General features: G+C 63.7%; 29 protein-coding genes and 1 tRNA gene. 20 read left to right on the top strand and 10 right to left on the bottom strand.

The features are described from left to right. A partial coding sequence (locus AC0L3S_RS35955) for a pentapeptide repeat-containing protein (protein ID WP_473284549.1) occupies positions 1–1,285 on the top strand: 1,285 nt, incomplete at its 5' end. A gap of 103 nt (positions 1,286–1,388) precedes the next feature. Here the strand turns inward: AC0L3S_RS35955 and AC0L3S_RS35950 are convergent. Then, positions 1,389–3,446, bottom strand: coding sequence for an ATP-dependent helicase (locus tag AC0L3S_RS35950; RefSeq protein WP_473284547.1), 2,058 nt, complete (start codon positions 3,444–3,446; stop codon positions 1,389–1,391). Positions 3,447–3,575: 129 nt separating this feature from the next. On the opposite strand from AC0L3S_RS35950, the gene AC0L3S_RS35945 reads away from it, so the two are divergent. Next, positions 3,576–4,166 (top strand): TMEM175 family protein, encoded by a 591-nt coding sequence (locus AC0L3S_RS35945; RefSeq protein ID WP_473284545.1) that lies wholly within the window; start codon positions 3,576–3,578, stop codon positions 4,164–4,166. A 9-nt stretch (positions 4,167–4,175) separates the two neighbouring features. Here the strand turns inward: AC0L3S_RS35945 and AC0L3S_RS35940 are convergent, their stop codons facing one another. Next, complete coding sequence (locus AC0L3S_RS35940; RefSeq protein ID WP_247287075.1) at positions 4,176–4,562, bottom strand: YciI family protein; 387 nt, start codon at positions 4,560–4,562, stop codon at positions 4,176–4,178. Positions 4,563–4,759: 197 nt separating this feature from the next. Here AC0L3S_RS35940 and AC0L3S_RS35935 point away from each other — a divergent pair, with 197 nt between their 5' ends. Together AC0L3S_RS35935 and AC0L3S_RS35930 are read left to right on the top strand one after the other, a co-directional pair. After that, the gene (locus AC0L3S_RS35935; RefSeq protein WP_473258500.1) at positions 4,760–4,951 is read left to right on the top strand and encodes a hypothetical protein; all 192 of its coding nucleotides are present in this window, start codon (positions 4,760–4,762) and stop codon (positions 4,949–4,951) included. 29 nt (positions 4,952–4,980) lie between these two features. Continuing rightward, positions 4,981–5,184 (top strand): hypothetical protein, encoded by a 204-nt coding sequence (locus tag AC0L3S_RS35930; protein WP_473258498.1) that lies wholly within the window; start codon positions 4,981–4,983, stop codon positions 5,182–5,184. Between the two features lie 7 nt (positions 5,185–5,191). Here the strand turns inward: AC0L3S_RS35930 and AC0L3S_RS35925 are convergent, their stop codons facing one another. Then, positions 5,192–5,905 carry a substrate-binding periplasmic protein gene (locus AC0L3S_RS35925; protein ID WP_473284543.1) on the bottom strand — a complete coding sequence of 238 codons (714 nt, stop codon included), beginning with the start codon at positions 5,903–5,905 and terminating at the stop codon, positions 5,192–5,194. A gap of 364 nt (positions 5,906–6,269) precedes the next feature. Here AC0L3S_RS35925 and AC0L3S_RS35920 point away from each other — a divergent pair, with 364 nt between their 5' ends. Both AC0L3S_RS35920 and AC0L3S_RS35915 read left to right on the top strand, forming a co-directional pair. Further along, entirely contained in the window at positions 6,270–8,681 is a 2,412-nt protein-coding gene (locus tag AC0L3S_RS35920) for an ATP-binding protein (protein WP_473284541.1), read from the top strand. Between the two features lie 366 nt (positions 8,682–9,047). Next, positions 9,048–9,121 (top strand) — tRNA-Gly (locus AC0L3S_RS35915). A 124-nt stretch (positions 9,122–9,245) separates the two neighbouring features. Here the strand turns inward: AC0L3S_RS35915 and AC0L3S_RS35910 are convergent. After that, entirely contained in the window at positions 9,246–9,452 is a 207-nt protein-coding gene (locus AC0L3S_RS35910; protein WP_473284539.1) for a hypothetical protein, read from the bottom strand. A 95-nt stretch (positions 9,453–9,547) separates the two neighbouring features. Next, positions 9,548–10,411, bottom strand: coding sequence for a formate/nitrite transporter family protein (locus AC0L3S_RS35905; protein ID WP_473284537.1), 864 nt, complete (start codon positions 10,409–10,411; stop codon positions 9,548–9,550). 193 nt (positions 10,412–10,604) lie between these two features. Between AC0L3S_RS35905 and AC0L3S_RS35900 the strand changes: the two genes are divergently transcribed. The 4 genes from AC0L3S_RS35900 to AC0L3S_RS35885 are packed head-to-tail and all read left to right on the top strand — an operon-like array spanning position 10,605 to position 12,817. Further along, on the top strand, positions 10,605–11,057 hold the full coding sequence (locus AC0L3S_RS35900) for a DUF2231 domain-containing protein (protein ID WP_473284535.1): 453 nt from the start codon (positions 10,605–10,607) through the stop codon (positions 11,055–11,057). Next, positions 11,054–12,388, top strand: a complete 1,335-nt coding sequence (locus AC0L3S_RS35895) for a PQQ-dependent sugar dehydrogenase (RefSeq protein WP_473258423.1) — start codon at positions 11,054–11,056, stop codon at positions 12,386–12,388. Before AC0L3S_RS35900 ends, AC0L3S_RS35895 begins: the two co-directional genes overlap by 4 nt. Positions 12,389–12,406: 18 nt before the next feature. Further along, on the top strand, positions 12,407–12,610 hold the full coding sequence (locus tag AC0L3S_RS35890; RefSeq protein WP_007602912.1) for a hypothetical protein: 204 nt from the start codon (positions 12,407–12,409) through the stop codon (positions 12,608–12,610). Between the two features lie 36 nt (positions 12,611–12,646). Then, a complete protein-coding gene (locus AC0L3S_RS35885) occupies positions 12,647–12,817 on the top strand; it encodes a hypothetical protein (RefSeq protein WP_473284533.1) in 171 nt (56 codons plus the stop codon). Positions 12,818–12,875: 58 nt separating this feature from the next. On the opposite strand, the gene AC0L3S_RS35880 is transcribed toward AC0L3S_RS35885, so the two are convergent. Both AC0L3S_RS35880 and AC0L3S_RS35875 read right to left on the bottom strand, forming a co-directional pair. Beyond that, a complete protein-coding gene (locus AC0L3S_RS35880) occupies positions 12,876–13,259 on the bottom strand; it encodes a type II toxin-antitoxin system VapC family toxin (protein WP_473284531.1) in 384 nt (127 codons plus the stop codon). Further along, a complete protein-coding gene (locus AC0L3S_RS35875) occupies positions 13,256–13,513 on the bottom strand; it encodes a type II toxin-antitoxin system Phd/YefM family antitoxin (protein WP_027567528.1) in 258 nt (85 codons plus the stop codon). The genes AC0L3S_RS35880 and AC0L3S_RS35875 overlap by 4 nt, the downstream gene beginning before the upstream one ends. Positions 13,514–13,863: 350 nt before the next feature. Between AC0L3S_RS35875 and AC0L3S_RS35870 the strand changes: the two genes are divergently transcribed. The 6 genes from AC0L3S_RS35870 to AC0L3S_RS35845 all read left to right on the top strand — a co-directional run bounded on the left by AC0L3S_RS35870 (position 13,864) and on the right by AC0L3S_RS35845 (position 19,869). Continuing rightward, complete coding sequence (locus AC0L3S_RS35870) at positions 13,864–15,255, top strand: MFS transporter (RefSeq protein ID WP_473284529.1); 1,392 nt, start codon at positions 13,864–13,866, stop codon at positions 15,253–15,255. 123 nt (positions 15,256–15,378) lie between these two features. Continuing rightward, a complete protein-coding gene (locus AC0L3S_RS35865; RefSeq protein ID WP_473284527.1) occupies positions 15,379–16,227 on the top strand; it encodes a 3-oxoadipate:acetyl-CoA acetyltransferase in 849 nt (282 codons plus the stop codon). 114 nt (positions 16,228–16,341) lie between these two features. Then, the gene (locus tag AC0L3S_RS35860) at positions 16,342–17,547 is read left to right on the top strand and encodes an MFS transporter (protein ID WP_473284525.1); all 1,206 of its coding nucleotides are present in this window, start codon (positions 16,342–16,344) and stop codon (positions 17,545–17,547) included. Positions 17,548–17,722: 175 nt separating this feature from the next. Beyond that, positions 17,723–18,952: a CaiB/BaiF CoA transferase family protein gene (locus AC0L3S_RS35855; protein WP_027518626.1), complete on the top strand. Its 1,230-nt coding sequence runs from the start codon at positions 17,723–17,725 to the stop codon at positions 18,950–18,952. Positions 18,953–19,138: 186 nt separating this feature from the next. Next, complete coding sequence (locus tag AC0L3S_RS35850) at positions 19,139–19,354, top strand: hypothetical protein (RefSeq protein ID WP_007602925.1); 216 nt, start codon at positions 19,139–19,141, stop codon at positions 19,352–19,354. 110 nt (positions 19,355–19,464) lie between these two features. Next, positions 19,465–19,869: a RidA family protein gene (locus AC0L3S_RS35845; protein WP_473264018.1), complete on the top strand. Its 405-nt coding sequence runs from the start codon at positions 19,465–19,467 to the stop codon at positions 19,867–19,869. Positions 19,870–19,872: 3 nt separating this feature from the next. Here the strand turns inward: AC0L3S_RS35845 and AC0L3S_RS35840 are convergent, their stop codons facing one another. Then, positions 19,873–20,535 carry a TetR/AcrR family transcriptional regulator gene (locus AC0L3S_RS35840; protein ID WP_473264017.1) on the bottom strand — a complete coding sequence of 221 codons (663 nt, stop codon included), beginning with the start codon at positions 20,533–20,535 and terminating at the stop codon, positions 19,873–19,875. 223 nt (positions 20,536–20,758) lie between these two features. Between AC0L3S_RS35840 and AC0L3S_RS35835 the strand changes: the two genes are divergently transcribed. The 3 genes from AC0L3S_RS35835 to AC0L3S_RS35825 all read left to right on the top strand — a co-directional run bounded on the left by AC0L3S_RS35835 (position 20,759) and on the right by AC0L3S_RS35825 (position 23,902). Next, a complete protein-coding gene (locus AC0L3S_RS35835; protein ID WP_275168169.1) occupies positions 20,759–21,994 on the top strand; it encodes an acyl-CoA dehydrogenase family protein in 1,236 nt (411 codons plus the stop codon). Between the two features lie 132 nt (positions 21,995–22,126). Next, a complete protein-coding gene (locus tag AC0L3S_RS35830) occupies positions 22,127–23,185 on the top strand; it encodes a phosphotransferase family protein (RefSeq protein ID WP_473264016.1) in 1,059 nt (352 codons plus the stop codon). A gap of 90 nt (positions 23,186–23,275) precedes the next feature. Next, on the top strand, positions 23,276–23,902 hold the full coding sequence (locus AC0L3S_RS35825) for a LysE family translocator (protein WP_473284523.1): 627 nt from the start codon (positions 23,276–23,278) through the stop codon (positions 23,900–23,902). 106 nt (positions 23,903–24,008) lie between these two features. Here AC0L3S_RS35825 and AC0L3S_RS35820 read toward each other — a convergent pair whose 3' ends face one another. Next, the gene (locus AC0L3S_RS35820; protein WP_473284521.1) at positions 24,009–24,365 is read right to left on the bottom strand and encodes an immunity 8 family protein; all 357 of its coding nucleotides are present in this window, start codon (positions 24,363–24,365) and stop codon (positions 24,009–24,011) included. Between the two features lie 204 nt (positions 24,366–24,569). Continuing rightward, positions 24,570–25,742 (bottom strand): acetylornithine deacetylase, encoded by a 1,173-nt coding sequence (gene argE, locus AC0L3S_RS35815; protein WP_473284519.1) that lies wholly within the window; start codon positions 25,740–25,742, stop codon positions 24,570–24,572. A 53-nt stretch (positions 25,743–25,795) separates the two neighbouring features. Here argE and AC0L3S_RS35810 point away from each other — a divergent pair, with 53 nt between their 5' ends. Continuing rightward, positions 25,796–26,308 carry a hypothetical protein gene (locus AC0L3S_RS35810; RefSeq protein ID WP_473284517.1) on the top strand — a complete coding sequence of 171 codons (513 nt, stop codon included), beginning with the start codon at positions 25,796–25,798 and terminating at the stop codon, positions 26,306–26,308. Positions 26,309–26,638: the final 330 nt, after the last annotated feature.

Genomic DNA, 26,638 nt, shown 5'->3' with positions numbered 1-26,638 from the left:
CCATCGAACGCTTCTGCCGATACAATGCCCCGGCAAAACACGACCCGATGTCCCGAACTTCTGGTTCAGGACACTAGATACTTGGACGCGTCGTGTCGGTCTCTCTCTTCTCGACGCTCTCCGTATTCGCGCAGATCTCCGTCTCCGGGAGACAACCTTAGCGGAGGAACAGAAGCATTTGGCGAACGTCGATATCAGACGTGTCGACGCCTACCAGCTACGTGCTTCTAACGTCGATCTGCGTAACGCCAACCTTATGGAAGCCTTTTTGCGCGAAGCAACGCTTAATGAGGCCCGACTTGACAAGGCGAACCTTCAATTTGCTGTGCTGGACGATGCGAGCCTACAAGGAGCCGCCCTTAGTGGTTCCACCATGGAGTTGTCTACGGCGGTCGCGACGAACTTTCGGGCAGCTGAGATGTCGAGGGTTCGATTAATAGAAGCAAGTATGCGACGTGCGGATTTTGGTGAGGCGCGACTTGCCTTCGCCGACTTTCGCGGCGCTGACTTAAGAAACACTGCATTTAGAGGCGCAGATCTGGAGTACGCGAACCTATATATGGCGGATCTGCGCGGCGCTGATTTTACAGATGCCAAAAACATTGAAAAGATAGATTGCATAAGTCGGGCGAATATAGCCGGTACGATAGGGTTGCCGTATGAGCGAATTCGAGGAGGCCAAGAGGTGGTGTCCGCGGAGGAAGACGACGATTATCGACGCGCCTTGGCGACCAATCGTCAGCGTCCAGCCTGCGGATCGGATTGGATTTTCGATTGGGGGGTCGCTGGTCCTCCGGCGATCCGCAAGACCTTCAGCCCGCGATCACTAAGATTGTACGACTTTGATTTTCCCCACGAACTGCCTCGTCATGTTCGCCGAGATTTGACGGTGTTCCTTCACACATTGGCGACTACGAAGGCTCGCGACTTAGAGTCCCTGTTTAACGAGCTTAAGGGCACGCTTGGCTACATCCCCTCCGAGACCGAGTTCAAGTCTGCATCCGTATTCAGTGCGGACCGGCAGGGGGACATCTTCGAGAAGACATTCTTGATTGGCGGGCCGGCTGAGTGCAAGGGAGGAATTGTTGGTTTTGAATTGCGCTTCGTGCCGTATGCTGGCTCCAGAAGCCGTTTGGACCTTGATGAGTTTGTCAGTTCTGTTCTTGGCAGCCGCGGAGATGATTTCGGCGTGGGTCGCCGGTGGTCGGTCAAGAATGGCTATTTCATCGAAGACGCAAAGGGGGGCTCAGCGCCGTCAATGATTTCATATTTCCGATGTTCTTGATCTGAGGCCTGCCGGTAGCGATGATGAGATCGCGAAAGTCATCCGTCCGGCGCGGATGGGTCGCAAGGCGCCCTTCGTAATTATCGGTTCTTGCTTGCTTCGCTTACCGCCACATCCCCCGCATCCTCGCCCCGATGTCGATCTTCGGCCCTTGCGCCGCCGTGCGGGCCGCGCCGGCGCCGGCTTTCGGCCAGGCGGTCCGCTCGAACAGATAGACGAGCTGCTCCGGGATGAAGCGGGTGCGCGAGGCGTAGACGTGGCGGTCGCCCTTGGCGGCCTGGCCGTGGACGAAGAAGCGCTGCGGCACCACGAGGTGCAGATCGTCCTTGGCACGCGTCATCGCGACATAAAGCAGGCGGCGTTCCTCCTCGAGCTCGGCGCTGGTACCGGCGCCGAGATCCGAGGGCATGCAGCCGTCGACGACATTGAGCACGAACACCGATTTCCACTCCTGGCCCTTGGCGGAGTGGATGGTGGAGAGGATCAGATAGTCCTCGTCGCGCAAGGGTGGCCCGGATTTGTCGCTGGTCGCATCCGGCGGGTCGAGCGTGAGCTCGGTCAGGAATTTCTCGCGCGAGGCGTAGCCGCTCGCGATCTGCTCGAGCTGCATCAGATCGGCGCGGCGGGTCTCGGAATCCTCGTGCAGGCGATCGAGATGCGGCTCGTACCAGAGCCGCACGCCTTCGAGATCGGCCGGCCATTCCGAATAGCGCAAATTTTCGATGGTGCGGACGAAGTCGGTCCAGTCCGCGCCGGTGCGCGGGGGCACCGGGAGCTGGCCGAGCGCGGCGAGCGGATCGGAGCTCTCCGCCATCTGGTCGAGCACACGCTGCGCCGTCGCCGGACCGATGCCCGGCAACAGATGCAGGATGCGGAAGCCAGCGACGCGGTCGCGCGGATTCTCGGTGAAGCGCAGCAGCGCCAGCACGTCCTTGACATGCGCGGCGTCGAGAAACTTGAGCCCGCCGAACTTGACGAAGGGAATGTTGCGGCGGGTGAGCTCGATCTCCAGCGGGCCCGAATGCGAGGAGGTCCGGAACAGCACCGCCTGGTGCTTCAAGAGCGCGCCTTGCTCGCGATTGGCCAGCACCTCCTCGACGATGTAGCGGGCCTGGTCGGTCTCATCATGCACGGTGACGAGTTGTGGTTTTTGCGTGGAGCTGCGGTCGGTCCAGAGGTTTTTTGTGAAGCGCTCGCGCGCCAGACCGATGACGCCGTTGGCCGCCGCCAGCACGGGTTGCGTCGAGCGGTAATTGCGGTCGAGTGTGATCATCTCGGCGCGGGGCGAGAAGCTCTGCGGAAAATCCAGGATGTTGCGGACCGTAGCGGCGCGGAACGAATAGATCGACTGCGCGTCGTCGCCGACGACGGTGAGGCCGCGTCCATCCGGCTTCAGCGCCAGCAGGATCGAGGATTGCAGGCGGTTGGTGTCCTGATATTCGTCGACCAATATGTGATCGAAGCGGCCGCCGATTTCTTCCGCGATCAGCGCATCGCTCATCATCTGCGACCAGTAGAGCAGCAGGTCGTCGTAGTCGAGCACGTGCTGGGCCTGCTTGGCCTCGACATAGGCCGCGAACAGGCCCTTCAGCTCGGCCGCCCAGCCTGCGCACCAGGGATAGTGTGCCCCCAAAACCTTCTCGATCTCCATCTCGGCATTGACGCAGCGCGAGTAGATCGACAGGCAGGTGCCTTTGGCGGGAAAGCGGCTCTCCGTCTTCGACAGTCCGCGTTCGTGCCGGACCAGGTTCATCAGGTCGGCGGAATCCTCGCGGTCGTGGATGGTGAAGGCAGGATCGACGCCGATCCGCTCGGCGTATTCGCGCAGCAACCGTGCGCCGATGCCATGGAAGGTGCCGGCCCAGGCGAGCGCGTCGCGCATGACCGCGGCATTGTTCTCGCCGAGGACTTTTCGGGCGATGCGCTCGACCCGGCCGGCCATCTCGGCTGCGGCGCGCCGCGAGAACGTCATCAGGAGGATGCGGCGCGGATCGCTGCCCGCGACGATCAAATGCGCGACCCGGTGGGCCAGCGTGTTGGTCTTGCCGGAGCCCGCACCGGCGATGACGAGCAGGGGCGCGCCCACGGTCGCACCATCGGCCACGCCATGCTCCACGGCGCGGCGCTGCTCCGCATTGAGCGTGTCCAGATATGTCGCCACGAATCGCCCCGGTGAAACAGCCAGAGTCGGCGATCCCGCTGCGAATCGCAATGCGTCTGGACGAGACCGATGTTAAGACCTAGGGACAAGACGGCCCGAGGTTCCAGTCCGAACAAGCGCCCACCCGGCATGACCGAGCTCAAATCCGACCAGTTCGAGATGCGACGGCTGGAATCGCTCAGCAACACCATCTTTGGCGTCGCCATGACGCTGCTCGCCTACGACCTGCCCAGGGCCGCGGTCTTCACCAGCGCGCCCGACTGGAACGATCTCGCCCGGGTCTACTCCGGCAAGCTCGCGGGTCTTGCGCTCAGCTTCATCATCGCCGGCGTGTTCTGGATCAGCCATCACCGGCGGCTGGCGCGCCAGCCCGTCGGCAGCCGCGGCGCGGTGATCCTCAATCTGTTTTTCCTGCTGTCGATCGTGCTGCTGCCGGTGACCAACGGCCTCTACACCAACTACCCCGTGAGCAGTGCGGTCGCCGTGCTCTACGGCCTGCACCTGACCGCGATCGCCGGCCTCAATGCCTGGCTGTGGTGGCGGATCCTGGGCGGCTGGCGCCACGAGATGATGGCCTCGCTGTTTCCGCTGCTGGTGTTCATCCCGGGCACCGTCGTTGCGGCGTTCGCGCCGCAAGTCGCGCCGTTCGTGTGGTTCATCGCCTTCGGCGGGCTGCTGATCCAGCGCTTCTATGTCGGGCCGACCGGGACGGACAATTAGGCCTGCCGCTCATTCGCCGGAAGGTGTCGTGCCGAACCCGTCGGCCGGCACGTAAAGCTTGACTGGGCGGATTTCGTAGACCGCTGACGGATTGACCTGGCGCAGGGTCCGCGCGGCCGCGATCGCCTCCTCGTCCGTGTCGTATTCGACGAGGTGGAAGCCCAGAAGCTGCTCCTTGGTCTCGGCAAACGGCCCGTCCAGCACCACGCCCGCGCCGGGGCCCCGTAGGGTGCGGGCCTTTCGCGTCTCATCCAGGCGGGCGGCCGGGCCAAAATGCCCGCTTGCCCGCAGCGGAGCCTGAACCTCAATGACTTTGGCCACGACCGCGGCGTCCTTCTCGGGCGTCCAGGACAAGATCTCGTCTTCCACGTGATAGGCCAGGATGGCGTAAAGCATCGTCACCTCGTTGATTTTCGCTGCGCGCGTCCCAAGGACGTATCACCACCGTCGCAGCCGACAATGGGGCTGCGGAAAATATTGCGTCGCGGGGTGCGGCGACGAAACCTTCCCGAAACCCGATTGCGGCCGAAAGGTGTGAACGCCGCTCGAAATCGGCGCGACTGATGGCCACCAAGAACACTTCGGAGGCGGCCATGTCGACCATCAAGATTATCTGCAAGATCATCTGCGACGCGCGTCGGGCGGGAAAGTCGGACGCTGCGGATCTGCACGACCAGAGCGGCCACCACCGCTATTACGGCAGCTCGGCCGAGAGCGGCGGCGAGCGCATCGTCGAAAGCCGGCGCGGCAAGCGCCCGCGCGCGATGAACGTTTGCGGCTTCTAAGCCCGACGCTTGCAAAACAGCCTGCGACAATGAACGTCGTGCAGATATCGATCGCCGCGATGCCGTTCCTGCTCTCGCTCGCGAGCAGGTCCGGCAAGGCGATCGCGCCATGCCTGCTTGCGGGCATCTTCACCGTGCTTCTCGGCGGCGAGCCGCCGCGTGCGGCCATGGCCTGGTGCGTCGGGCTGTTGATCGCGGCGGTTGCGGTGCGGGAGCGGACTCGCACGAACTGACCGCGTGTCACATCCCGCTCAGCACCTGTTTGATCAGCGTTTCCCGCAACCGGGCGAGTTCGCCGCTCGCCTCCATCTGCGCGATCATCCTTCCGACCTTCGGCACGAGATCGCGATGCCGTTCATGCAGATGGTGGTAGATGCTGATGCGCTCGAGTGGCGGTGAGAGCGGACGGATCCTGGCCTGGAGATTGAGTTTCCTCACCGCAGCCAACCCGCTGAAGAGGTCGGTGACCATCACGTCGAAGCGGTCGGCATCGAGCATCTTGACCATGTTGTCGAGGCTTGTGGTCGCCGTGACCCGGGTCATGCCGCGCGTACCGGCTTCCGACGAGCCGACGCCGCGTACGATGCCGATGCTGTAGTCCCTGATTGAATTCCAGCCGGCGACGTCGAACTGCAGTTTCGTGGTGAAGACAGTGGGCTCGATGTAATTGATCGCAGGTGTCACCTGGATCAGCGTCGGATAGTCGCGAGAGAGCGTTCCGATCCGCTGGACCTCGCCGTCGACCTCGCCGGTACTCGACAGCGTGAGTGCGCGCTTGCCGGGGACATCCTCGAATTCGAGATTGATGTTCAGCCGGGCATAGACCGCGCGGAGCATCTCGCCGCCGACATATTGATCGGGGATATCGGCGATGCGTGCGAGCCGGATGACCTCTTGCGCCTGCGACGGGCTTGCCGCGAGCAGCAAGAGGCAGACCACGACTATCCGCCTCATGCCGCATCTCCCTGGTCATGCCTTTTGGGCGTGCTCTGCTACCACCGGATTCCGGTGCCGCGCGATCTACCGGAGATGGCAGCTGCGCCGGTCCGCAACGTTGACAGCGCCTTCCTGCTGTGCGGGCGGCTCCGGACTTTCACCGATGTCATTCTAGCACGCGAGATGGTAGTTTGCCTGGGAATCCTGTTGCTGGGCGCAAGAATGACCCCGTCGAGCTCAAGTCGCCCAAGGGCCGGCAGGATTATCGGCCGACAGGATCGCCACGTGTATCGCGTGCTGAGGCAGGGCCTCAACCGTTCACTTCGCTCGCGGTTGCGGCCGGTAGGCTGAGCAGGTGCCGCCATTTTCGGGGACGTGGTGCATGGGCAACGCAGGTGACGATGAGACCAAGCGCGGCCGCGCCATTGCGCCGGCGGCTGCGAAGCAGGATTTGACCGGCATCGGCACCGCGCTCGCGCCTGCGATGTTCGCGGCACTCCTGTCGCGCATCTTCAACTGGTCGCGCAGCGGCGTGGGGCCCCGGCTGCTTGCCGCCGTGCTGCTGTTCTCCTCGGTCGTGACGCTGACCCTGACCGCGCTCCAGCTCTATCTGGATTACAATCGTGAGGTCGGACTGATCGAGACGCGGCTGGACGAGATCGGCCGCAGCACCACGGGCAGCCTCGGAGAGAGCCTGTGGAATCTCGACCAGAACCAGCTCAAGCTCCAGCTCGATGGCATTCTGCGGCTGCCTGAGATCCGTGCGGCGGAGGTCCGCGAAATCGCCGATCGGCCCAATCCGATCCGTGTCGAAGTCGGCGAGCGAAACACCCGTTCGATCATGACCCGGGAATTTCCGCTGAGCACCATGGTGCAGGGGACCTCGCGTGCCATCGGCACGCTCCGGGTCGAGGCGACGCTGACCGACGTCTACCAGCAATTGCTGAACAGGGCCCTCGTCATTCTGGCCAGCCAGGCGGCAAAGACGTTCCTCGTCTCGTTGTTCATCATCTACATGTTTCATCTGCTGGTGACCCGGCATCTCGTCGCCATCGCCGAGTACGTCGGCAAATACAGCCTCGGACGGCCGCCGCCGCCGCTGCGCCTGGAGCGCCGGCCGCCTTACGAGGCCGACGAGCTGGACAAGGTGGTTGTTGCTTTCAACGCGATGTGCGCCAACCTCGAACATGCCTATGGCGAGCTGCGCGAGGCCAATGAGAATCTCGAGCGTGACCTGAAGATCCGGCGGCACGCCGAGGAGAACGCCCGCGCGAGCGAGCAGCGCTTCCGTGATTATGCCGAGACCGCATCCGACTGGTTCTGGGAGACCGGCCCGGATCACGTGTTCACCTACATTTCGGATCGGGCGGATGCTTTCGGCATGGACCCGAGGACGCTGATCGGGAGGCGCCGCTCAGATGCCGCCTTCGACCGCGATGCCGAGCCGCAGAAATGGCGCGGTCACCTGGCGACGCTGGATCGCCACGAGCCGTTCCGGAAGTTCGAGTATCGCGGCCGCGATGCGGCTGGCCGCGTGCGCCATTTCAGCGTCAACGGCCAGCCGGTGTTGGGTGCCGACGGACGATTCATGGGGTATCGTGGTTCGGCAACCGATCTGACCGAGCAGCACGAGACTGAGGAGCGGCTTCGCCAGTCGCAGAAGATGGATGCGATCGGTCAGCTCACCGGTGGCGTCGCGCATGACTTCAACAACGTGCTCACTGTCATCACCGGCACCATCGAGATCATCCGGGAGGGGCTGACGGACAAGCCCGACCTGGCCGCGATCGCCCAGCTCATCGACGATGCGGCGGCGCGAGGCGCGGAGATCACCTCGCAGCTCCTGACCTTTGCGCGTCGCCAGCCGCTGGAGCCGCGCGAGATCGACGTCAACGGCCTCGTGCTCGAGACGGCGAAGCTGTTGAAGCCGACCCTGGGCGGAAACGTCGAAATCGTCACCCGCCTCGCGGACGACGCCTGGCCGGCGATGGCCGATCCGTCGCAGCTGTCGTCGGCGATCATCAATCTCGCCGTCAATGCGCGCGATGCGATGCCTGGCGGGGGCACGCTGACGCTCGAGACCGCGAACCGCGAATTCGATGGCGCGGATGGTGCTGGTGACGGCGACGCCACGCGCGGCGCCTTCATCATGGTCGCGGTGGCCGACACCGGCCATGGCATCCCCGCCGACCTCCGCGACCGCGTGTTCGAACCGTTCTTTACCACCAAAGGGGTCGGTCGCGGCACCGGGCTCGGCCTCAGCATGGTCTACGGCTTCGCCAAGCAGAGCGGCGGCAGCGTCGCGATCGAGAGTGAGGAGGGCCGCGGCACCGTGATTCGGCTGTTTCTGCCGCGATCTGCGGGCGGAGCGCAGGCCAGGACCGGGCCACTGCAGGCGCCCGCGGCGGCACGCGGGCACGAGACGATTCTCGTCGTCGAGGACGATCCGCTGGTGCAGGGCTATGTCATCGCCCAGCTCGGCAGCCTCGGCTATCGCACCCTCGCAGCCGGCGACGGCGCAACCGCCCTTGCGCTGGTGCAGCAGGGTGCCCAATTCGATCTGCTGTTCACCGACATCATCATGCCCGGCGGCATGAACGGGCAGGAATTGGCCGAGGCCGTGCGGCGCCTCCGCCCGGGGATGAGGGTGCTCTATACGTCCGGCTATACCGACAACGCCCTCGACCACGAGGGTCATCTCGGTTCCGGCGTTGCGCTGCTGAGGAAGCCGTACCGGAAGGCGGACCTGTCATTGAGGGTCCGCGAGGTGCTCGGCGGCGAGCCGCCCGCCTGAGCAGCAGGCGCGTGACCCACGAAAAAGGCGCGGCGGGGAGGCCCCGTCGCGCCCGATTTCTTGCTCGCTGGTCCAGGGCTGAGAGCGCCCCGATGCCAAGCCTTTATTCAAAGCTTAGCGGGCGATCCCAGCGAGGTGACAGCGCTTGGTAAGAGACACTGGATCACCTCCTTTCGTTGGTTGCAGAAGACATCAATATAGGCGGCAATTCCGGTGTTGTTAAGGGGAGGCGGGTCGGAGGAACCAGCGGCTGTTCGCAGGGCCGGAAGGCGCTGGAAAGCAGTCGATTGGGCGGTTGATCTTGTCTTGGGCAGGTGATCCTGGGTAGTTGAGACCGCCGCCCGGCCGTGTTAGGGAGCCCCTGTCGCGGGTGTAGCTCAATGGTAGAGCAGCAGCCTTCCAAGCTGAATACGAGGGTTCGATTCCCTTCACCCGCTCCATCCCAACAATTGATGCATCTCGATGAACTGACCTTTCCCGGGTCAAGCCAGTCCCAATGTCGGCTGGAGCTTGGTGCAGGTGGTCTCGCGATCACCGGGTGCGTTTCGGGTCGGCAGAGCGACTCTATTCCTGTTCGCTATCCTTTTCCTCGCGCTGCTGCCGGGCACGATCGACTGCGCCGCCCTGGGGCTGCCCGCTGACCTTCACGCCGGGGAGATGATCGACCTTGTTGTTGGCGGCGTCTTCGGCACGCTGCAATTCACGATCGACGATGTCGCGTGATCCTTCTGCCGGTTCCTTGTCGAATGGGCTCTTGGTATTGGTGCTCATGATTGATCCTGCTCGTCGCCGCACGTTGATTTGCTGAGGCAAGCGCGGCTCACGCCCATCGTTCCTGTCGAGGCGGCAGCTTTTGTGCAGGCTCCTTATTCCCTGTGGTCGTCGATTTCGGGGGCGACCTGTCCGTAGTTCAGCAGGGCGACGAGGGTCGTTCCGCCCAGAATGTTGCCGAGGAGTGTCGGTACGAAGAAGTCCGAGGCATATTGTGAGAGCGATGCCCGGCCGCTTTGCACCAGGAAGCCGCACTCGACCGAGCCCGCGATGATGTGCGCGAACTGGCCGAGCGCGACCACATAGGTCATCACGACGACGAGGTGCGGGCGCGATCCCTTCACGGCAGGCAGCAGCCACGCCATCAAGGCGATCAGCCAGCCGGCAAAGATCGCCCGGACAAAGGTCGTCGCGAACGTACCCTCGATGGTGTGGCGGCTGAGATCCACGAAGGCGTCCACGATGCGTGGTTCGAAGATGCTGGTGTGCGCGAGCACGGATCCGACCGCCCAGGTTCCCGCGATGTTGGAGGCGAGCACCAGGCCCCACAGCTTGATCACGCTCCACAGCGTGGCGAGATCCCTGTTGTGCAACAGCGGCAGGATCGGTGTCAGCGTGTTCTCGGTGAAGAGCTGCTGCCGTCCCAGCACCACGACCAGGAAACCGACCGTGTAGCCGAGCGGAGCCACCAGGCGCCGGGTGGCCTCGTCGGAGATCAGCGCGTGAAACTCGCCCTGGACGATCAGGGACAATCCCATCGAAAGACCGGCGGCGAGGCCGGACAGCACGATAGCCCACCATCGCCGCTCCAGTTCCTGCTCACCCTCGGCGCGGATCGTCTCGTGGATGAGTGCAGCGTTCGGCCGGCTTTGGGATTCGATCTGCTCGGTCTGGCGCCGCGAAACGCCGTCGAGCTTCGAGGCTGGATTGAAGGAGGCGCCGTCGCCAGGCTGGTCCACTCCGCGGTCTCCTGAAGGGCCGGTTCATCTCAAGGCCCGGATCAAGGCCCGGAGCGGCAAGGGGTTCCTCGTGAGTGCTTCGCCGCCGCAGCGCTGTTGAGGAGCGGCGACGCTGAGGCCGACGATCAGGAACCTTCGCTGGAAGCGGGTGTTTTCCAACGGGGAGGGGTGGCGATCTGACAAGAGGCCAACCGTGCAAGACAATTTGCGTGTGCGCTCCACCGCGCAAATCGCAGGCCATCCCATTCATCCGATGCTGGTGCCGATTCCGATCGCGTGCTTCATCGGGGCGCTGCTGACCGACATCGCCTATGTCGTCACTGCCGAGATCATGTGGGCGGATTTTTCCGCCTGGCTTCTGGTCGTCGGCGTCATCTTCGGCGTGCTAGCAGCCATCGCCGGCCTGACCGATTTTCTCGGTAACCGCCTGGTGCGGGCGCAGCCGCCGGCCTGGCCGCATCTGATCGGCAACGCGCTGGCACTGGTCCTCGCCATCGTCAATGCGTTGATCCACACGCGCGATGCCTGGACCTCGGTGTGGCCGACCGGGCTCATTCTTTCAGCCATCACCGTCTTGATCCTGCCGGTCACCGGCTGGCTCGGCTGGGCCATGGTGTACCGCCACGGCGTAGGAGTTGCGCGATGAACTCCGCAATCGCTCGCGCGCTGTTGTGTGCTTCGCTGCTGTGTCTGGCCGGCTGCAATGACGGCAGCGGCGATCCCAAGGCGCAAACCGGCGCCAACCCGACGCTTCCCGACATCCAGCAGTACCTGCTGCCCCCGATGCACATCGCCCGCATCGTCGGCTGGAAGAAGGACGAGACCCCAGCCGTTGCGCAGGGTTTGCAGGCCAAGGCCTTCGCGACCGGCTTGCAGCATCCCCGATTCCTCTACGTGCTTCCCAACGGCGACGTGCTGGTGGTGGAATCCAAGGCGCCGAAGGGCGCCCCGATCAAGCGGCCCAAGGAAATCGTGATGGGATACATCGAGTCCTGGGCGACATCAGGCGGCGACACCGGCGAGAGCAACCGCATCACGCTGCTGCGCGACAGCAATGGCGACGGCGTCCCGGACACGCAAAGCGTCTTCCTCGACCATCTCAACTCGCCGTTCGGCGTCGCGCTGGTCGGCAACGACCTCTATGTCGCCAACACCGATGCGATCGTCAGATATCCCTACACGGAGGGCGATACCAAGATCACCGCGCCGGGCACGGTGCTGACGCAGCTGCCGGGCGGACCGATCGACCATCACTGGACCAAGAGCCTGGTCGCAAGCCCCGACGGCTCAAAGCTCTATGCCGGCGTCGGGTCCAACAGCAACATCACCGAGAACGGCATGGAAGCCGAGCACAATCGCGCCGCCATCCTCGAGATCGACCGTGCCAGCGGCCGCTGGCGCATCTTCGCAAGCGGCTTGCGCAATCCCAACGGCCTCAGCTTCGAGCCGCAGACCGGCGCGCTGTGGGCAGTCGTGAACGAGCGGGACGAACTCGGCCCCGATCTCGTGCCGGACTACATGACATCGGTGAAGGACGGCGGCTTCTATGGCTGGCCCTACAGCTATTACGGCCAGCATGTCGATCCCCGAGTCAAGCCGGAGCGGCCCGACCTCGTCGCCAAGGCGATCGTGCCTGACTATGCGCTGAGTTCGCATGTCGCGCCGCTTGGAATGGCCTTCAACACGAGCGCGAGTTTGCCGGCCGCCTATCGCGGCGGTGCCTTCGTCGGCGAGCACGGCAGTTGGAACAGGCAGGTCTTGAACGGCTACAAGGTGGTGTTCGTGCCGTTCACGGACGGCAAGCCGAGCGGCCCGCCGCAAGATGTCGTCACCGGCTTCCTCAACAGCGACAACCAGGCGCGCGGGCGGCCCGTCGGCGTCGCCATCGACAAGACCGGCGCGCTGCTGGTCGCCGATGACAGCGGCAACACGGTGTGGCGCGTGACCGCCGCGCACCCGCAGCTCACACAGCGATAGATCTCGAGGAGTTTCACCATGGGCCTTGCTCAATACACGATCGTGCCGGTGCAGGATGAATGGGGCGTGCTGCACGACGGCGACGTCAGGAACAGATACTCCACCAAGGAAGCGGCCTTCGAGTCGGCGGTGGCTGCCGCCTCGCTGGCGCTTCGCGAGGGACACGAAGTCCATGTCAGCGTGCCCGGCCGCGAAGCCGGCGAGAACGCGCTGGGAATTTGATGGGACACTCCGAGCAGAACACTTCAGGAGGCTGCGATGATCAAGCCCCGTGAGCCGAACGGCATTGAGCCCTCCCGCTCCGAAGACGACATTCAGCGCGACCAGCTCGGGCCGCGCGGCGTGCCGAATGCGCCGGATCCGGCCAAGATGACCCCCCAACGCGACAAGAAAACGCCGAAGCACGTGGATCCCGGCCATACAGCCTGACGGCTGCCCCGCAGCTTTTCTGTTCGGGCCGGTGAGTCGCCGCCCCGGCGGTCGTCGACTACGCCGCCGCAACGATATCCGTCTTGGCAAAGTCGTCGCCGACGTAAAGAAGTGCGCAGCCATGCTCCTTGGCGACATCGTAGGCGAAGCAGTCACCAAAGTTGAGACCGGCAGGACGAATGCCTTTGCCCCAACGCGAGTAGATTTGCGCCACGCGTTCGGCCGAAGATTGGGTCACTGAGATCACGTTCAAACCGAGATCGTTAATCAGCTTGTTCATCTCTTCGTCGACGCCCCGCCGTGCCGCGACGATCAGGCTTTCTGCAACGGAGGCCGCCGAGATCAGGATTTCGTCGGCGGTGTCCAGCGCGGTGATGCAAGCATCGGCCTGCGGTTCGTCGAGCACGATCGCCATCAGTGCGGAGGTATCGACCGCGATCATTCCGGCAGTCCGTCGTCGCCGAAAAGAAAGTCCTGACTGCGCGCGGCGCTCGGTCCGGGAATAGCTTTGGCCCCGCCGGTCCTTCGTGCCGCCTCGAGCAGTGTCCGGCGGGCGGCGCGGTCCGGCGGAAGCTTGACCGGGACGAGCCGCACCGCGGGATGTCCATGCCGCGTCAGGATCACCTCGTCGCCGGCCTCTGCGCGGCGGACAAGATCGGTCAATTGTCCTTTTGCGTCGGTAACGGAGACCCGCATCTCATTGTCCTTCCTCAATTTTCATAAAATGGACCATGCAATGGTCCAATGTCAACTACCTCCCACCCCGCTATCGTCGGACGCGGTCTCGCGGCCGATCTCGGCATGAGCCTGCCGGCGGTGTTCGCCGGGACGTGGGCTCTCTCGCACAAAATAACATCATGTTAGGTTTGTCGAATAACTGGGTAATTGTGTTAGCCCGGCGTTCGCCTATCGTCGCCACCAAGCAGACACCCATCGGCAGTGACAAGCGCTCGCGAAACGCCGCAGAGCGGCCGGAGAGTGCTGCCCAATTTTGAGCGAAGCCCGCCAACGGGACGTCAGCAGAAACCCAAGGGAGGAATCTTGAGATGACCGCGACCCATCAGATGAGTCAGTCCAGGAAGGCCGCTGCGAGCGGCTGGATCGGGTCGGCTCTCGAATACTATGACTTCTTCATCTACGCGACCGCCGCGTCGCTGATCTTCCCGCAAATCTTCTTCCCGTCGGAGAATCCCACCGTCGCGATCGTTGCGTCGCTGGCAACCTATGGCGTCGGCTATGTGGCTCGTCCCATCGGTGCCTTCGTCCTCGGGCACTGGGGCGACACCCATGGCCGCAAGACGGTTCTCATCGTCTGCATGTTTCTGATGGGCATCTCGACGATGGCCGTGGGTATCCTGCCGACCTACCAGCAGGTTGGCATCCTGGCGCCAATTCTGCTCGTCATTCTGCGCCTCGTGCAGGGATTTGCCGTTGCCGGCGAAATCTCAGGCGCAAGCTCGATGATCCTGGAGCACGCGCCGTTCGGTCGGCGGGGCTTCTATGCCAGCTTCGCCCTTCAGGGCGTGCAGGCCGGACAGATCCTCGCCGCAGCAATCTTCCTGCCCTTGGCGGCCTACATGCCGACCGAGGCCTTCAACAGTTGGGGGTGGCGCATTCCCTTCCTGCTCAGCTTCTTCGTCATCGTCGCGGGCTACATCATTCGTCGCGAAGTCGACGAGACTCCGGCCTTTGCCCGAGAGGGCGAGCGGGGAGAAGCGCCGAGGGCGCCCATCGTCCAGGCTATCAGGCTGAGCTGGCGCGACATGCTCAGGGTCATCTGCATGGCCCTGATGAACGTCATTCCTGTGGTTGCGACCATCTTCGGCGCGGCCTATGCGGTGCAGCCGGCCTACGGGATCGGTTTTGCCAAGGACGTCTATCTATGGATCCCCGTGCTCGGAAATATGCTGGCGGTGTTCGTCATTCCCTTCGTCGGAAATCTCTCCGACAAGGTCGGCCGCAAGCCTCCGATCGTCGTCGGCGCGCTGCTCTCGGGCGCGCTCGCTTTCGGCTATCTTTATGCCATCAGCATCAGGAATGTGCCGCTGGCAATATTGGTGTCGCTGCTGATGTGGGGCGTCGTCTATCAGGGCTACAACGCGATCTTCCCGAGCTTTTACCCGGAGCTGTTTCCGACCCGCACCCGCGTCTCGGCGATGGCGATCTCGCAGAACATCGGAACCACCATCACCGCATTGCTTCCCGCCCTGTTTGCGACCGTCGCGCCTCCCGGCTCGACCAACATTCCGTTGACGGTGGGGGCGATTGCCTTCGCTATCACGGTCATCGCCGCGCTGGCGGCCCTGACCGCGCGGGAAACCTATCGGATCAGGATCGACGATCTCGGCAATCCCAATGCCGTTCCGATGCCGCGGGCAGATTATGACCGTCAGCGCGCCGGCGATGCGGTGAGCGGGGCTGCCACGGTTCGGACCTGACGGATATGGTAGAGGCAACTGCCGCCGCGATCGATGATGTTCGCGGCGGCGGGGCCTCACTGCATAGTCAGGCCGCCGATTCGAATTTGGCGCGCGTGAGCGCAATCAATATGAGGTTGCAAGATGAACCCTGCTGTCATTGCTGTCGCCATCACCGGCTCCGTTCCGCGCAAGAAGGACAATCCCGCGGTCCCGATCCTGCCGTCCGAACAGATCGAATCGACGCACCAGGCCTTCGAAGCCGGTGCCACGCTCGCCCATATCCATGTTCGCAACGATGACGAGACGCCGTCCTCCGATCCCGAGCGTTTCGCCGTGGTGCAGGCGGGGATCAAGAAGCATTGTCCTGGCATGATCGTTCAGTTCTCGACCGGCGGGCGGGGTCGCGATCCCTCGGCGCGCGGATCGTCGCTCTACCTGAAGCCGGACATGGCCTCGCTGTCCACGGGTTCGGTGAACTTTCCGACCATCGTGTACGAGAACAGCGCCGCGCTGGTCGAGACCCTCGCCACCGGCATGAAGGCGAATGGCATCCGGCCGGAAATCGAGATCTTCGATTTGTCGCATCTGCATGGCGCCCGCCGTCTGATCGAGGCAGGGCTGATCGACCAGCATCCGCATGTGCAGTTCGTCATGGGCGTCAAGAACGCCATGCCCGCGGACGAGCATGTGCTCGACATCCTGCTGGGAGAGCTTAGGCGGCTGATCCCGAAGGCGACGTGGACGGCAGCCGGGATCGGACGCCACCAGGCCGAGGTCATGGGCTGGGCGCTCGCGCGGGGCGCCGATGCGGTCCGCACCGGGCTTGAGGACAATATCAGGATCGACAAGGCGCGCCTCGCGGCCAGCAACGCCGAGCTCGTGGCCATCGCCGGTGAGGCTGTCGCGCGCCACGGCCGGCGCGTGGCGACTGCGGCCGAGGCGCGATCCCTGCTCGGGCTCGCGGAGCAGGGAGCTCCTGCCGCCTCCTGACATGCTCCCGGCCGCCTGCTGCCATTCGACGGCCGGCGTTTCCGTACGCTGAGTCTCCGGGTAAGACTGCCGTCACAGGCGTGATCGGCGCCTGCCGGGCAGGCGACGGTTGGAATGCGGTTCTTGAAATCTGACAGCAGGCTCATCGGGGTCCTGCTGGTGCTTGCGGTCTCCCAGCTTGTCGGGTGGGGTACGATAGGTCTTCCCGCCATCGTCGGCCGTGATCTCGCGGCCGATCTCGGCATGAGCCTGCCGGCGGTGTTCGCCGGGACGTCCGTTCTCTATGTGTCGATGGGGCTGTGCGCGCCCTGGCTCGCCAAGTCGTTTGCACGGCACGGTGCACGAAAGGTGATGATCTCAGGCACGGTCCTCACCGTGCCGGGCTTCATCCTGCTGTCCCTCGCGCGCGAGCCGACGCTGTATTTCGCGGCCTGGATCGTCCTCGGCATTGCCGGCAGCGCCACGCTTTCGACCGGCGCCTATATCATGCTGAACGAGGTCGCCGGGCGGCAGGCCAAGAATGCCATCGGCGCGCTGATGCTGGTGACGGGCCTGTCGAGCAGCATCTTCTGGCCGACGACGTCGTTCCTCAGCGGTCTGCTCGGCTGGCGCGGGATGTGCCTCGTCTATGCGGCGATGATGGTCGTCATCAACCTTCCGCTCTATGCGTTCCTCGCACCGCGCCGGAAAATCGCCGGTGATCGTGGTGGTGAGCCGGCGAAATCTTCGCCGCCGCCCGCGATTCCCAGGAGCACGTTCAGCCTCGTCGTCGCCGCGATCACGCTCAATGCCTTCGTCAATTTCGGCATCGGCGCCATCATGATCGAATTGTTGAGGGCGGAGGGGCTTCCCCCGGCGCAGGCGCTTGCGTTTGGCTCGATGCTGGGCGTGATCCAGGTCAGCGCCCGCGGGCTCGATTTTCTCGGCGGAGGGCGGTGGGACGGAATCACGACCGGGCTCGTCGCCGGCACGGCGCTCCCGGTCGCCATGCTGCTGCTGATGACGAGCGATGGCGCGACCTGGGCGGTTGCGGCCTTCATCCTGTTCTATGGCGCCGGCAGCGGCGCGATGGCGGTGGCGCGGGCGACGATCCCGCTCGTGTTTTACGATCAGGCCGAGTTCGCCAAGGCGATGTCGATGATCGCGCTGCCGCTCAATCTCGCCTCCGCGGTCTCGCCGCCGCTCCTTGTCGGCCTGCTCACGCAGTTCGGCAGCCGCGGCGCGCTCGGTCTCACCTTCGTCTGCTCCTGCGCCACGGTGCTGATCCTGGTCCTGCTCGGCCGCCGGCGGCCGCAGGTGGCCGCAGCGGCCGTGACCTGAGAATATTCGCGCTGCGGAAATTACCGCGCCGGTGACCCTGCGCCGGGCGGGCGGGCGGGCGGATGGCCGTATGCCCACAGTGCAGTGCTCGGACCGCCAAAATGGTGTATCCGCAGGGAGCGCGTCCTGCGATCTCGCCGCCGCGCCAAGATCCAGTTCCCCGGAGGACACCTACATGTCGGCCCTGCCGCTCTCAGGCATCAAGATCCTTGACCTCACCCGCGTGCTTGCCGGGCCCTTGTCGGCCCAGATGCTGGGCGATTTGGGCGCGGAGGTGATCAAGATCGAACGGCCGGGCACCGGTGACGACGCGCGCGCCTTCGGCCCGCCCTATCTGACCGACCCCGATGGCAAGGCCAACAACAACAACTCGTTTTACCTCTGCGCCAACCGCAACAAGAAGTCGGTCACGGTCAACATCGCCAAGCCCGAGGGGCAGGCGATCATCCGTGAGCTCGCCAAGGACGTCGACGTCTTCATGGAGAACTACAAGGTCGGCGATCTCAAGCGCTACGGCCTCGACTACGAAACCATCAAGGCGATCAATCCCGGCATCATCTATTGCTCGGTGACCGGCTTCGGCCAGACCGGCCCTTATGCGCCGCGCGCCGGCTATGATGCCATCCTGCAGGCGATGGGCGGCTTGATGAGCGTCACCGGCCATATCGACGGCGAGCCCGGCGAGGGCCCGATGAAGGTCGGCCCGTCGATCGTCGACTACATGACCGGCATGAACACCTCGATCGGGATTCTCTCGGCGCTATACCATCGCGACGCCAATGATGGCGTGGGACAGCATATCGACGTCTGCCTGTTCGACACCGTGATCGCATCGTTGTCGCACTGGCTGCAGATCTACCTCGTCAATGGCAAGACGCCGCCGCGCCGCGGCACCTGGGGCAATGGCGGCATGCCGGCCGGCGTGTTCCGCTGCACCGACGGCGAATTGATGCTGGTGGTCGGCAATGACGGCCAGTTCCAGCGCACCTGCGCCGTGCTCGGCGCACCCGAGCTTGCGAGCGACAAGCGCTTCGTCAAGAACAACGATCGCGTCGTGCACGGCAAGGAGATCATGGCGATCTTCGCCGGCCTGTTCCTGAAGCAGCCGGTGGCCTATTGGCTGGACAGACTGGAGGAGGCCGGCGTGCCCTCCGGCCCGATCAACAATTTCGAGCAGGTGTTTTCCGATCCCCACGTGCAGTCGCGCGGCATGCGGGTGAAGGTCGACCATCCCTTCCAGCCCGATCTCTCGCTGATCCGCAACGCGCTGACGCTCTCGGAAACCCCGATCAAGGACTACCGCGCCCCGCCGCTGCTCGGTGAGCACACCCAGGAGGTGCTCGCCGGCAAGCTCGGCTATGATGCCGGCAAGATCGAGGCACTGAAGCAGCAGGGGATCATCTAGCTTCGGCGAAGCGTGCGCGGTCTGGCCTGATCGCCATTGGATAAAAAAGTGACGTCATCATGACGCTCGTGCGGCCTTGCGCGAGCCTTGCGCGCAATCCCCAGATAATCCAGTCCGTACTCACACAGGCTTCCGCTTCGCGCGCGACTCAGATTCGATCGGTCCACTCAGTCCGGGAGGGAACGCATGTCCTACACGATCGGGTTTCAAGCCAAGAACCAGAAGGCAATTCTGGCAACCGAGGCGGCAACGGCCAACCAGGCCGTCGCGATCGTTGCCGCGTTGCGGCAAAGTGCAGACGAAATAAAGTTCATCCGCTCGCCGCAGGAAGGCGACATGGGCATCGAGATGCTGCTGCTGCTCGCCAAGGAAGAGGCCGAGGAGATGCCGCAGCACGCTTAGGCGGCTCAACGGGCAAACTTCGGCGATCAAACTTCGATCACAAGCGAAGCATGACGGCTGCAACATGATGTAGCAAGCCGTCATCTCGCTTGCACCGAAGGTGGCCGCCCATGAAACCCGAACTGAAGCGCGAAGCGCTCCGCGTCGAACCGATCTCGACTTTCCTCGATCGCCGGCAGGCGCCGGTCTCGCCGGTCACGCGCGCCGGCAACATGATCTTCGTCGCCGGCCTGCCGCCATTCGACCCAGGCACAGGCGAGATCGCGGAAGTGTCGATCGAACGGCAGAGCGAACTGATCATGGAGCAGATGAAGCTGTGCCTTGAGACGGCAGGCGCGAGCCTCGACAACGTCATGAAGTGCAACGTCTACTGCACCTCGACCAAACACTTCGCCGCGTTCAACGCCGTCTATGCGCGCTATTTCCCGCACGATCCGCCGGCGCGGATCTTCGTCTGCACGCCGGAATGGTTCGGCCCCTTCGACGTCGAGATCGACTGCATCGCGATGATGTGACGTTTAGCGCGCCGCCACCTTTGGCGGCGCCTTCGCCTCTGTCCGTCCCGCGGTCAGCGCCATCGTCGCGACGCTGACGACGCGGGCGACCACGTCTTCGACGTCGTCGAGGTCGCATTTGCCTTCCGACAGTTTCGTCAGCCGCTCGCTCTCGCGGATGGTGTGGTGCGCCATGGCGAGCGCAAAATTCAGGCCCCAGTAGATATCGACGTCGCTGCGGTCGGGCAGGGACCGTCGCATCGCGCCGGCGAATTTGCGCAAATGGTCGATCTCGCGGTTCTTGATGCGCCGGATCGGCGGCACGGATTCGATCGAGGCGCGGATCATGAAGCGCGCCGCGGTCGAGCGCTGGTTCTCGGGGCCTAGGCAGCCGCGCAGCGTCGGGCCGACCAGGGCATGCAGGATTACCTCGATCGGCGCGCGGCCGCCGCCTTGTTCTTCCGCCGCCTTCAATTCGCGCAGACGCTCGCGGTTGGTGGCGATCGAGCGCGTCACGAACAGCTCCGCGATCAACTCGTCCTTCGAGCCGAAATGATAGTTCACCGCCGCGAGGTTGACATTGGCCTCCGCGACGATGTCGCGCAGCGTCACGTCGCCGAACCCGCGATCGGCATAGAGCCGTTCGGCGGCGGCGAGAATGGCAGTCCGGGTATGATCGCTGGCCATGGGAGCCCCTCGGGGAGGGAGTTGCAATTCAAACAGTTGTATGAAACTATCGTTTGAAGGTCGGGGAAGTCAATCCGCAATCGGGACTCGTCCGCAAACGCGCGAAGGGGTTCCGGAGAGTTCGCAAGTCGCGCATTCGCACTTGCGGGTCGCACAATGCGGGTGGACAGTCCGGCGCAAAACAAGTTCGCCACAACGAGTTGGCAAAGACGAGGAGCGTCCCATGGATTTCGATCTGTCGCCGAAGCAGAAGGAATGGCTCGACCGCGTGCAGTCCTTCATGGCCAAGCACGTGCGCCCGGCGGTGCCGGTCTATGACGAGCAGGATCGCAGCGGCGAACGCTGGAAGGTGATCCCGGTGCTGGAAGACCTCAAGAAGAAGGCGAAAGCCGAAGGCCTCTGGAACATGTTCATGCCGCCCAACGAGCATGAGGATGACGAATTCCGCGGCGCGGGACTAACCAATCTGGAGTACGCACTGCTCTCCGAGCAGATGGGCCACATCTCCTGGGCTTCGGAAGTCTTCAACTGTTCCGCGCCCGACACCGGCAACATGGAAGTGTTCATGCGCTACGGCTCCAAGGAGCAGAAGCGCAAATGGCTACGTCCGCTGATGGACGGCGAGATCCGCTCGGCCTTCCTGATGACGGAGCCGGCCGTGGCCTCGTCCGATGCCACCAACATCGAAACCAGCATCGCGCGCGACGGCGACCACTACGTCATCAACGGCCGCAAATGGTGGTCGTCCGGCGTCGGCGATCCCCGCTGCAAGATCGCGATCCTGATGGGCAAGACCGATTTCAAGGCGGCCAAGCACCAGCAGCAGTCGCAGATCCTGGTTCCGCTCGACACCCCCGGCATCAAGGTCGAGAAGATGCTGCCCGTGTTCGGCTTCGACGACGCGCCGCATGGCCACGCCCAGGTGCTGCTCGAGAACGTGCGGGTGCCGAAGGAGAACATCCTGCTCGGCGAAGGCCGCGGCTTCGAGATCGCGCAGGGCCGACTCGGTCCCGGCCGCATCCATCACTGCATGCGCACCATCGGCAAGGCCGAGGAGGCGCTGGAGAAGATGGTGAAGCGGCTCACCTCGCGCACCGCTTTCGGCAAGCGGATCGTCGAGCATTCGGTGTGGGAGCAGCGCATCGGCGAGGCCCGCACCAATATCGAGATGACGCGGCTGTTGTGCCTCAAGGCCGCCGACATGATGGACAAGGTCGGCAACAAGACCGCACAGGCCGAGATCGCCATGATCAAGGTCGCCGCTCCCAACATGGCGCTGAAGATCATCGACGAGGCGATCCAGGCCTTCGGCGGTGCAGGCGTCTCGGACGAAGCCGGCCTTGCCAAGGACTACGCTCATATCCGCACGCTCCGTCTCGCCGACGGCCCGGACGAGGTACATAATCGCGCCATTGCAAGGCTCGAGGTTCGGAAGTATGCAAACTCTTCCAGTCATTAAGCGGGAGAGCATGCTGGCGCTCCCGATTTGAAGAAACGACAGGGCATGATCCGTGATCGGATGACCGCTTGACGCAAGTGCGCTGGGGGTTACCGATTAGGATCATGTCCGGACTGAAGAGGGAGCGTCATCGTGGCTGACGGCGTCAGGAAAGACGAAGAATTCTCGGGCACCAAGCCCGTCGAGGAGCGTCATCGTATCGACGAGATGCGGCTCGAAGCCTGGATGCGCGACAACGTCGAAGGCTATGAGGGACCGCTGGTCGTCCTCCAGTTCAGGGGTGGCCAGTCCAACCCGACCTACCGGCTGGACACGCCGAACCGCTCCTACGTGATGCGCAGAAAACCGTTCGGCAAATTGCTGCCGTCGGCGCACGCGGTCGATCGCGAATATCGGGTGATCGCGGCGCTGGGAAAGCAGGGCTTTCCGGTCGCGAAGGCCTATGCGCTGTGCCAGGACGACAGCATCATCGGTTCGGCCTTTTACATCATGTCGATGGAAGACGGCCGGGTGTTCTGGGATCCGACGTTGCCGAGCCAGACGCCGGATGATCGCCGAAAAATCTTCACCAGCAAGATCGAGACGCTGGCCAAGCTCCACATGTTCGATCCCGTCGCAATCGGTCTTGGCGACTTCGGCAAGCCCGGCAATTATTTCGCGCGCCAGATCGATCGTTGGACCAAGCAGTACCGTGCGTCCGAAACCCAGACCATTCCGGAGTTCGAGAAGGTCGCCGAATGGCTGCCGAAGACCGTGCCGGAGCAGGCGCGCGTCTCGATCGTCCACGGCGACTATCGCCTCGACAACATGATTTTCCATGCGACGGAACCGCGCGTGCAGGCCGTGCTCGATTGGGAATTGTCGACGCTCGGCGATCCCATGGCCGACTTCACCTATCTGCTGATGCAGTGGGTGATGCCCGGCCTGGACGGCGCCGATCTCAAGGCGCTCAACATTCCGAGCGTGGAAGAGGCCGCGCAGATCTATTGCAACGTCACCAAGATGACGGTGCCTGATCTCAACTGGTATTTTGCCTACAACCTGTTCCGCCTCGCCGGCATCACGCAAGGAATCGCCGGCCGGGTCCGCGACGGCACTGCGGCGAATGCCAAGGCGCTCGAATCCGCCAAGCGCACCGTGCCGTTGTCGAAAGCGTCCTGGGAGTATGCGCAGAAGGCCGGCGCGGTTTAAGGAATCCGAAGGCGCGGCCGGCGGCCGCGCCTTCGCTTGCGTTCCTCTCGTGTTCGGGACACGGGACAGAATGACGAGAGAGATGCCCGCATGATCGACCACACCACCCTCATCACCTACATCCTCATCGTCCTCGGCTTCGTCTTCATTCCCGGACCGGCGACACTCCTCACCATGGCGCGTGCCGCGAGCTCGGGAACCAGGGTCGGCATCGCGACGGGCGCGGGAATTGCGGCCGGTGACGTGGTCCACACCACCATGGCAATCGTCGGCCTCTCTGCGATCATCGCAACTTCGGCGCTCCTGTTCAGCGTCGTCAAATACGCGGGCGCAGGCTTCCTGATCTATCTCGGCATTCGCGCCATGCTCGACAAGACGCCGATCGCGGTGAATGGCGGCGCGCCCGCGATCAGCGCAATGAGGGCATTCCGGCAGGCTGTGCTGACCGAGGTGCTCAATCCCAAGACCGCGCTGTTCTTCCTTGCGTTCCTGCCGCAGTTCGTCCGGCCCGAGCATGGTTCGACGACGCTGCAGCTCGCGCTCTTCGGCGCTGTCTTCGTGTTGCTCGGCCTCGTCAGCACGGTGGTGTTCGCCGTCGGCGCCGGCCGTCTCGGCAATTTGCTGCGCCGCCACCCCGCCGTCGTGAAATGGCAGGGCAAGGTGGTCGGCACCATCTACTGCGCGATCGGCGTGCGGCTGGCATTGCAGGAGCGCTGAGCCCGTCGGACGGAGTAGCGTTAACCCGACACCCTCGTGTCCCGGACGCGGTGCAGCGCGAAGTGCTGCTCCGCAGAGCCGGGAGCCAGTCACGTCGCCAAGGTATTCAGTTCTGGGGAATGTAGTCTTCAAATTCCCACTTCCCCAGGCGGGCCATTTTTTCTGCCGCCTCCTTCGAGGACGTTCCCGAGCATTCAGCGCAATAAGCTTCGACAAACTCCCGCAGTCGAGAATAGTCGAATTGCTTTACGAAAACATGATGCCGTCCAATCGTGATGTCGTCGTCCATATTGGAGCTGTACCAGTCGGGCGTGCAGAGCATGAAGTCGAAGGACTCTTGTCCTGGCCCGTCAGCTGGGCCGACCATAGCCGTTACCAAAATCCCAAATGGCCCGCTTGGCGCAAAGGCCTCGAGCGGATCCGCATCAGTGCTGTCCAGAAACCTCAGTTTTGCCGTAACCATGGACGCTCCATTGTAGGTGGTTCGTAGCCCGGATGAGCGCAGCGATATCCGGGACAGCGGTCCCGCATGTCGCTACGCTCATGCGGGCTACGGGCGTCTCCAGTCGCTCGTCATTGCGAGCGAAGCGAAGCAATTCAGAATCTTCGCACGGTGGCAGTCTGGATTTCTTCGTCGCAAGAGCTTCTCGCAATGACGAGAAGGCGCTCACCCCTTCACGCAATGCCCGATCAGCTTCTCAATGAAGCCCGCGCATTTCTCCAGCTCCGCCATCTCGACGAACTCGTCCGGCGTATGCGCCTGCGCGATTGAACCGGGGCCGATCACCACTGACGGGATGTCGGCCATGCTGGTGAACAGGCTCGCTTCGGTGCCGAAGGCGACCTTGGCGTGGTCGTTGCGCCCCGCGAGGCTCTTGGCCAGCGTGACGATTGTCGCATCGGCCGCCGTGTCGAGCGCGGGGTAGTCGAGGATCTCCTCGAAATCGATGCCGCACTCCGGATGCTGCTTCTTCATCGCGGGCTCGATCTCCGCCTTGGCCCAGGCAACGATCGCGTCCGTGACCTCGCGCGACTCGGTGATGCCGATGCCGCGGCATTCGAAATCCACCGTGCAGCTATCCGGCACGATGTTCAGCGCGGCGCCGCCATGCATGATGCTGGTGAGCAGCGTCGAGTGCGGGACGTCGTAGAGGCTGTCGGCCGCTCGCACGGCTGCGAGCGCCACGGCGCGCCGTCGAATCTCGACGATCAGCTCGGCCGCATATTCGATCGCATTCACGCCGTCAGGCGCGATCGAGGAGTGGCGGGCGAGCCCCTTGAACGTCGCGCGCACGCCATGCTTGCCCTTGTGGCCGATGATGACCTTCATCTCGGTCGGCTCGCCGATGAAGGCGCCGAGCGGCTTGATCCGTTTCTTCGCGACCTCGCGCAGCATCGGCCGCACGCCGACGCAACCGATCTCCTCGTCATAGGAGATGGCGAGATGAATTGGCGTTTCGAGCTTCGCTTCCAGCATCTCCGGAACCATGGCAAGGCACACCGCGACGAATCCCTTCATGTCGGTGGTGCCGCGGCCATAGAGCCTGCCGTTGCGCTCGACCAGCTTGAACGGATCGTGGCTCCAGTCCTGGCCGACCACGGGCACCACGTCGGTATGTCCCGACAGCACCAGGCCGGGGCGGTCCTCGGGTCCAATGGTGACCCATAGCGAGGCTTTCTGTCCGGTCTCGTCGACGATGCGCTCACCCTTGACGCCGAGCGCGGCGAGATAGCTCTCGATATGCGCGATCAGGGGCAGGTTGGAGCGATCGCTGATCGTGTCGAAGCCGACGAGGTCGGCGAGCAGCTTGCGAATACGGTCGGGTCTTGAGCTCGGCATTTTCACGTTCTTGTCAGGGGATGGAAGCTGAAGTGCTTGCATGAACCATACCAATGTTGCGCTTCAGTGAGCAAATCAACATGTCGGCCCGTAGCCCGGGTGAGCGAGCGATACCCGGGACAGCTCGTGGTCGGAATCCCGGATGTCGCTTCGCTCATCCGGGCTACAAGACCTTGCGTTGCCTGTCGGGCAAAACACACAAGTCGCTGGTCAATCCTCCGGTGCAAAAACATTCCGCTTTACCGAAATTCGGAAACGGCGTATGTGTCGCGGCAACCCGGCCCAAGGAAGAGGGGCGTATCGCGATCGTCACGAACGCGGGCCGGGCGGCGGTGGACGTGGGTCACATCGGCGCGAACGGCTTCGCAGGGCGGGCAACCGCGAGTGAAAGTGTCGCGCACACGACCGGTGTGATCGGCGTACGGCAAAATCGTGTGGTCCTGGCGTCCGGGGTCTGTGCGCCAAGTGTTGCGGTGATGTGGGGTGCCCAACCGGGCACACGCATCAGCCATCCGCAAGGCGACGGGGGCAATAGTGCATCGCTCCCCGGGGAGAGCGCGACATAAGCCGTAAAACCACTGCGCAGGGAAGGCCGTGTGTTGGGCTTCACCTGTATGCTGCTGTGCAATTTTGTTCACGACAATCTCGCACAGTGGACCGCGGGTGCCAGCCGGCACCCGGCCTTCCCTGCGCCCTCTTTCAATTGAGGGTGAGGCATCGAGGCAAAGCTCGGGCGAACAAGCCGCGAGGATGCGATCCCATGTCAGTTATTCATCAACAGTCTCGTGCCCCGGACGCAGCGCAGCGCCTCTTGGCGGTGCGCTGCAGAGCCGGGGCCCATGCAACAGCGTGCCGTGGGACCTGCTGGGTCCCGGCTCTGCGCAGCACCGCTACGC

It is taken from the genome of Bradyrhizobium sp. Ken01 (assembly GCF_055807355.1).
This window is presented reverse-complemented; position numbering and strand designations above follow the sequence as displayed.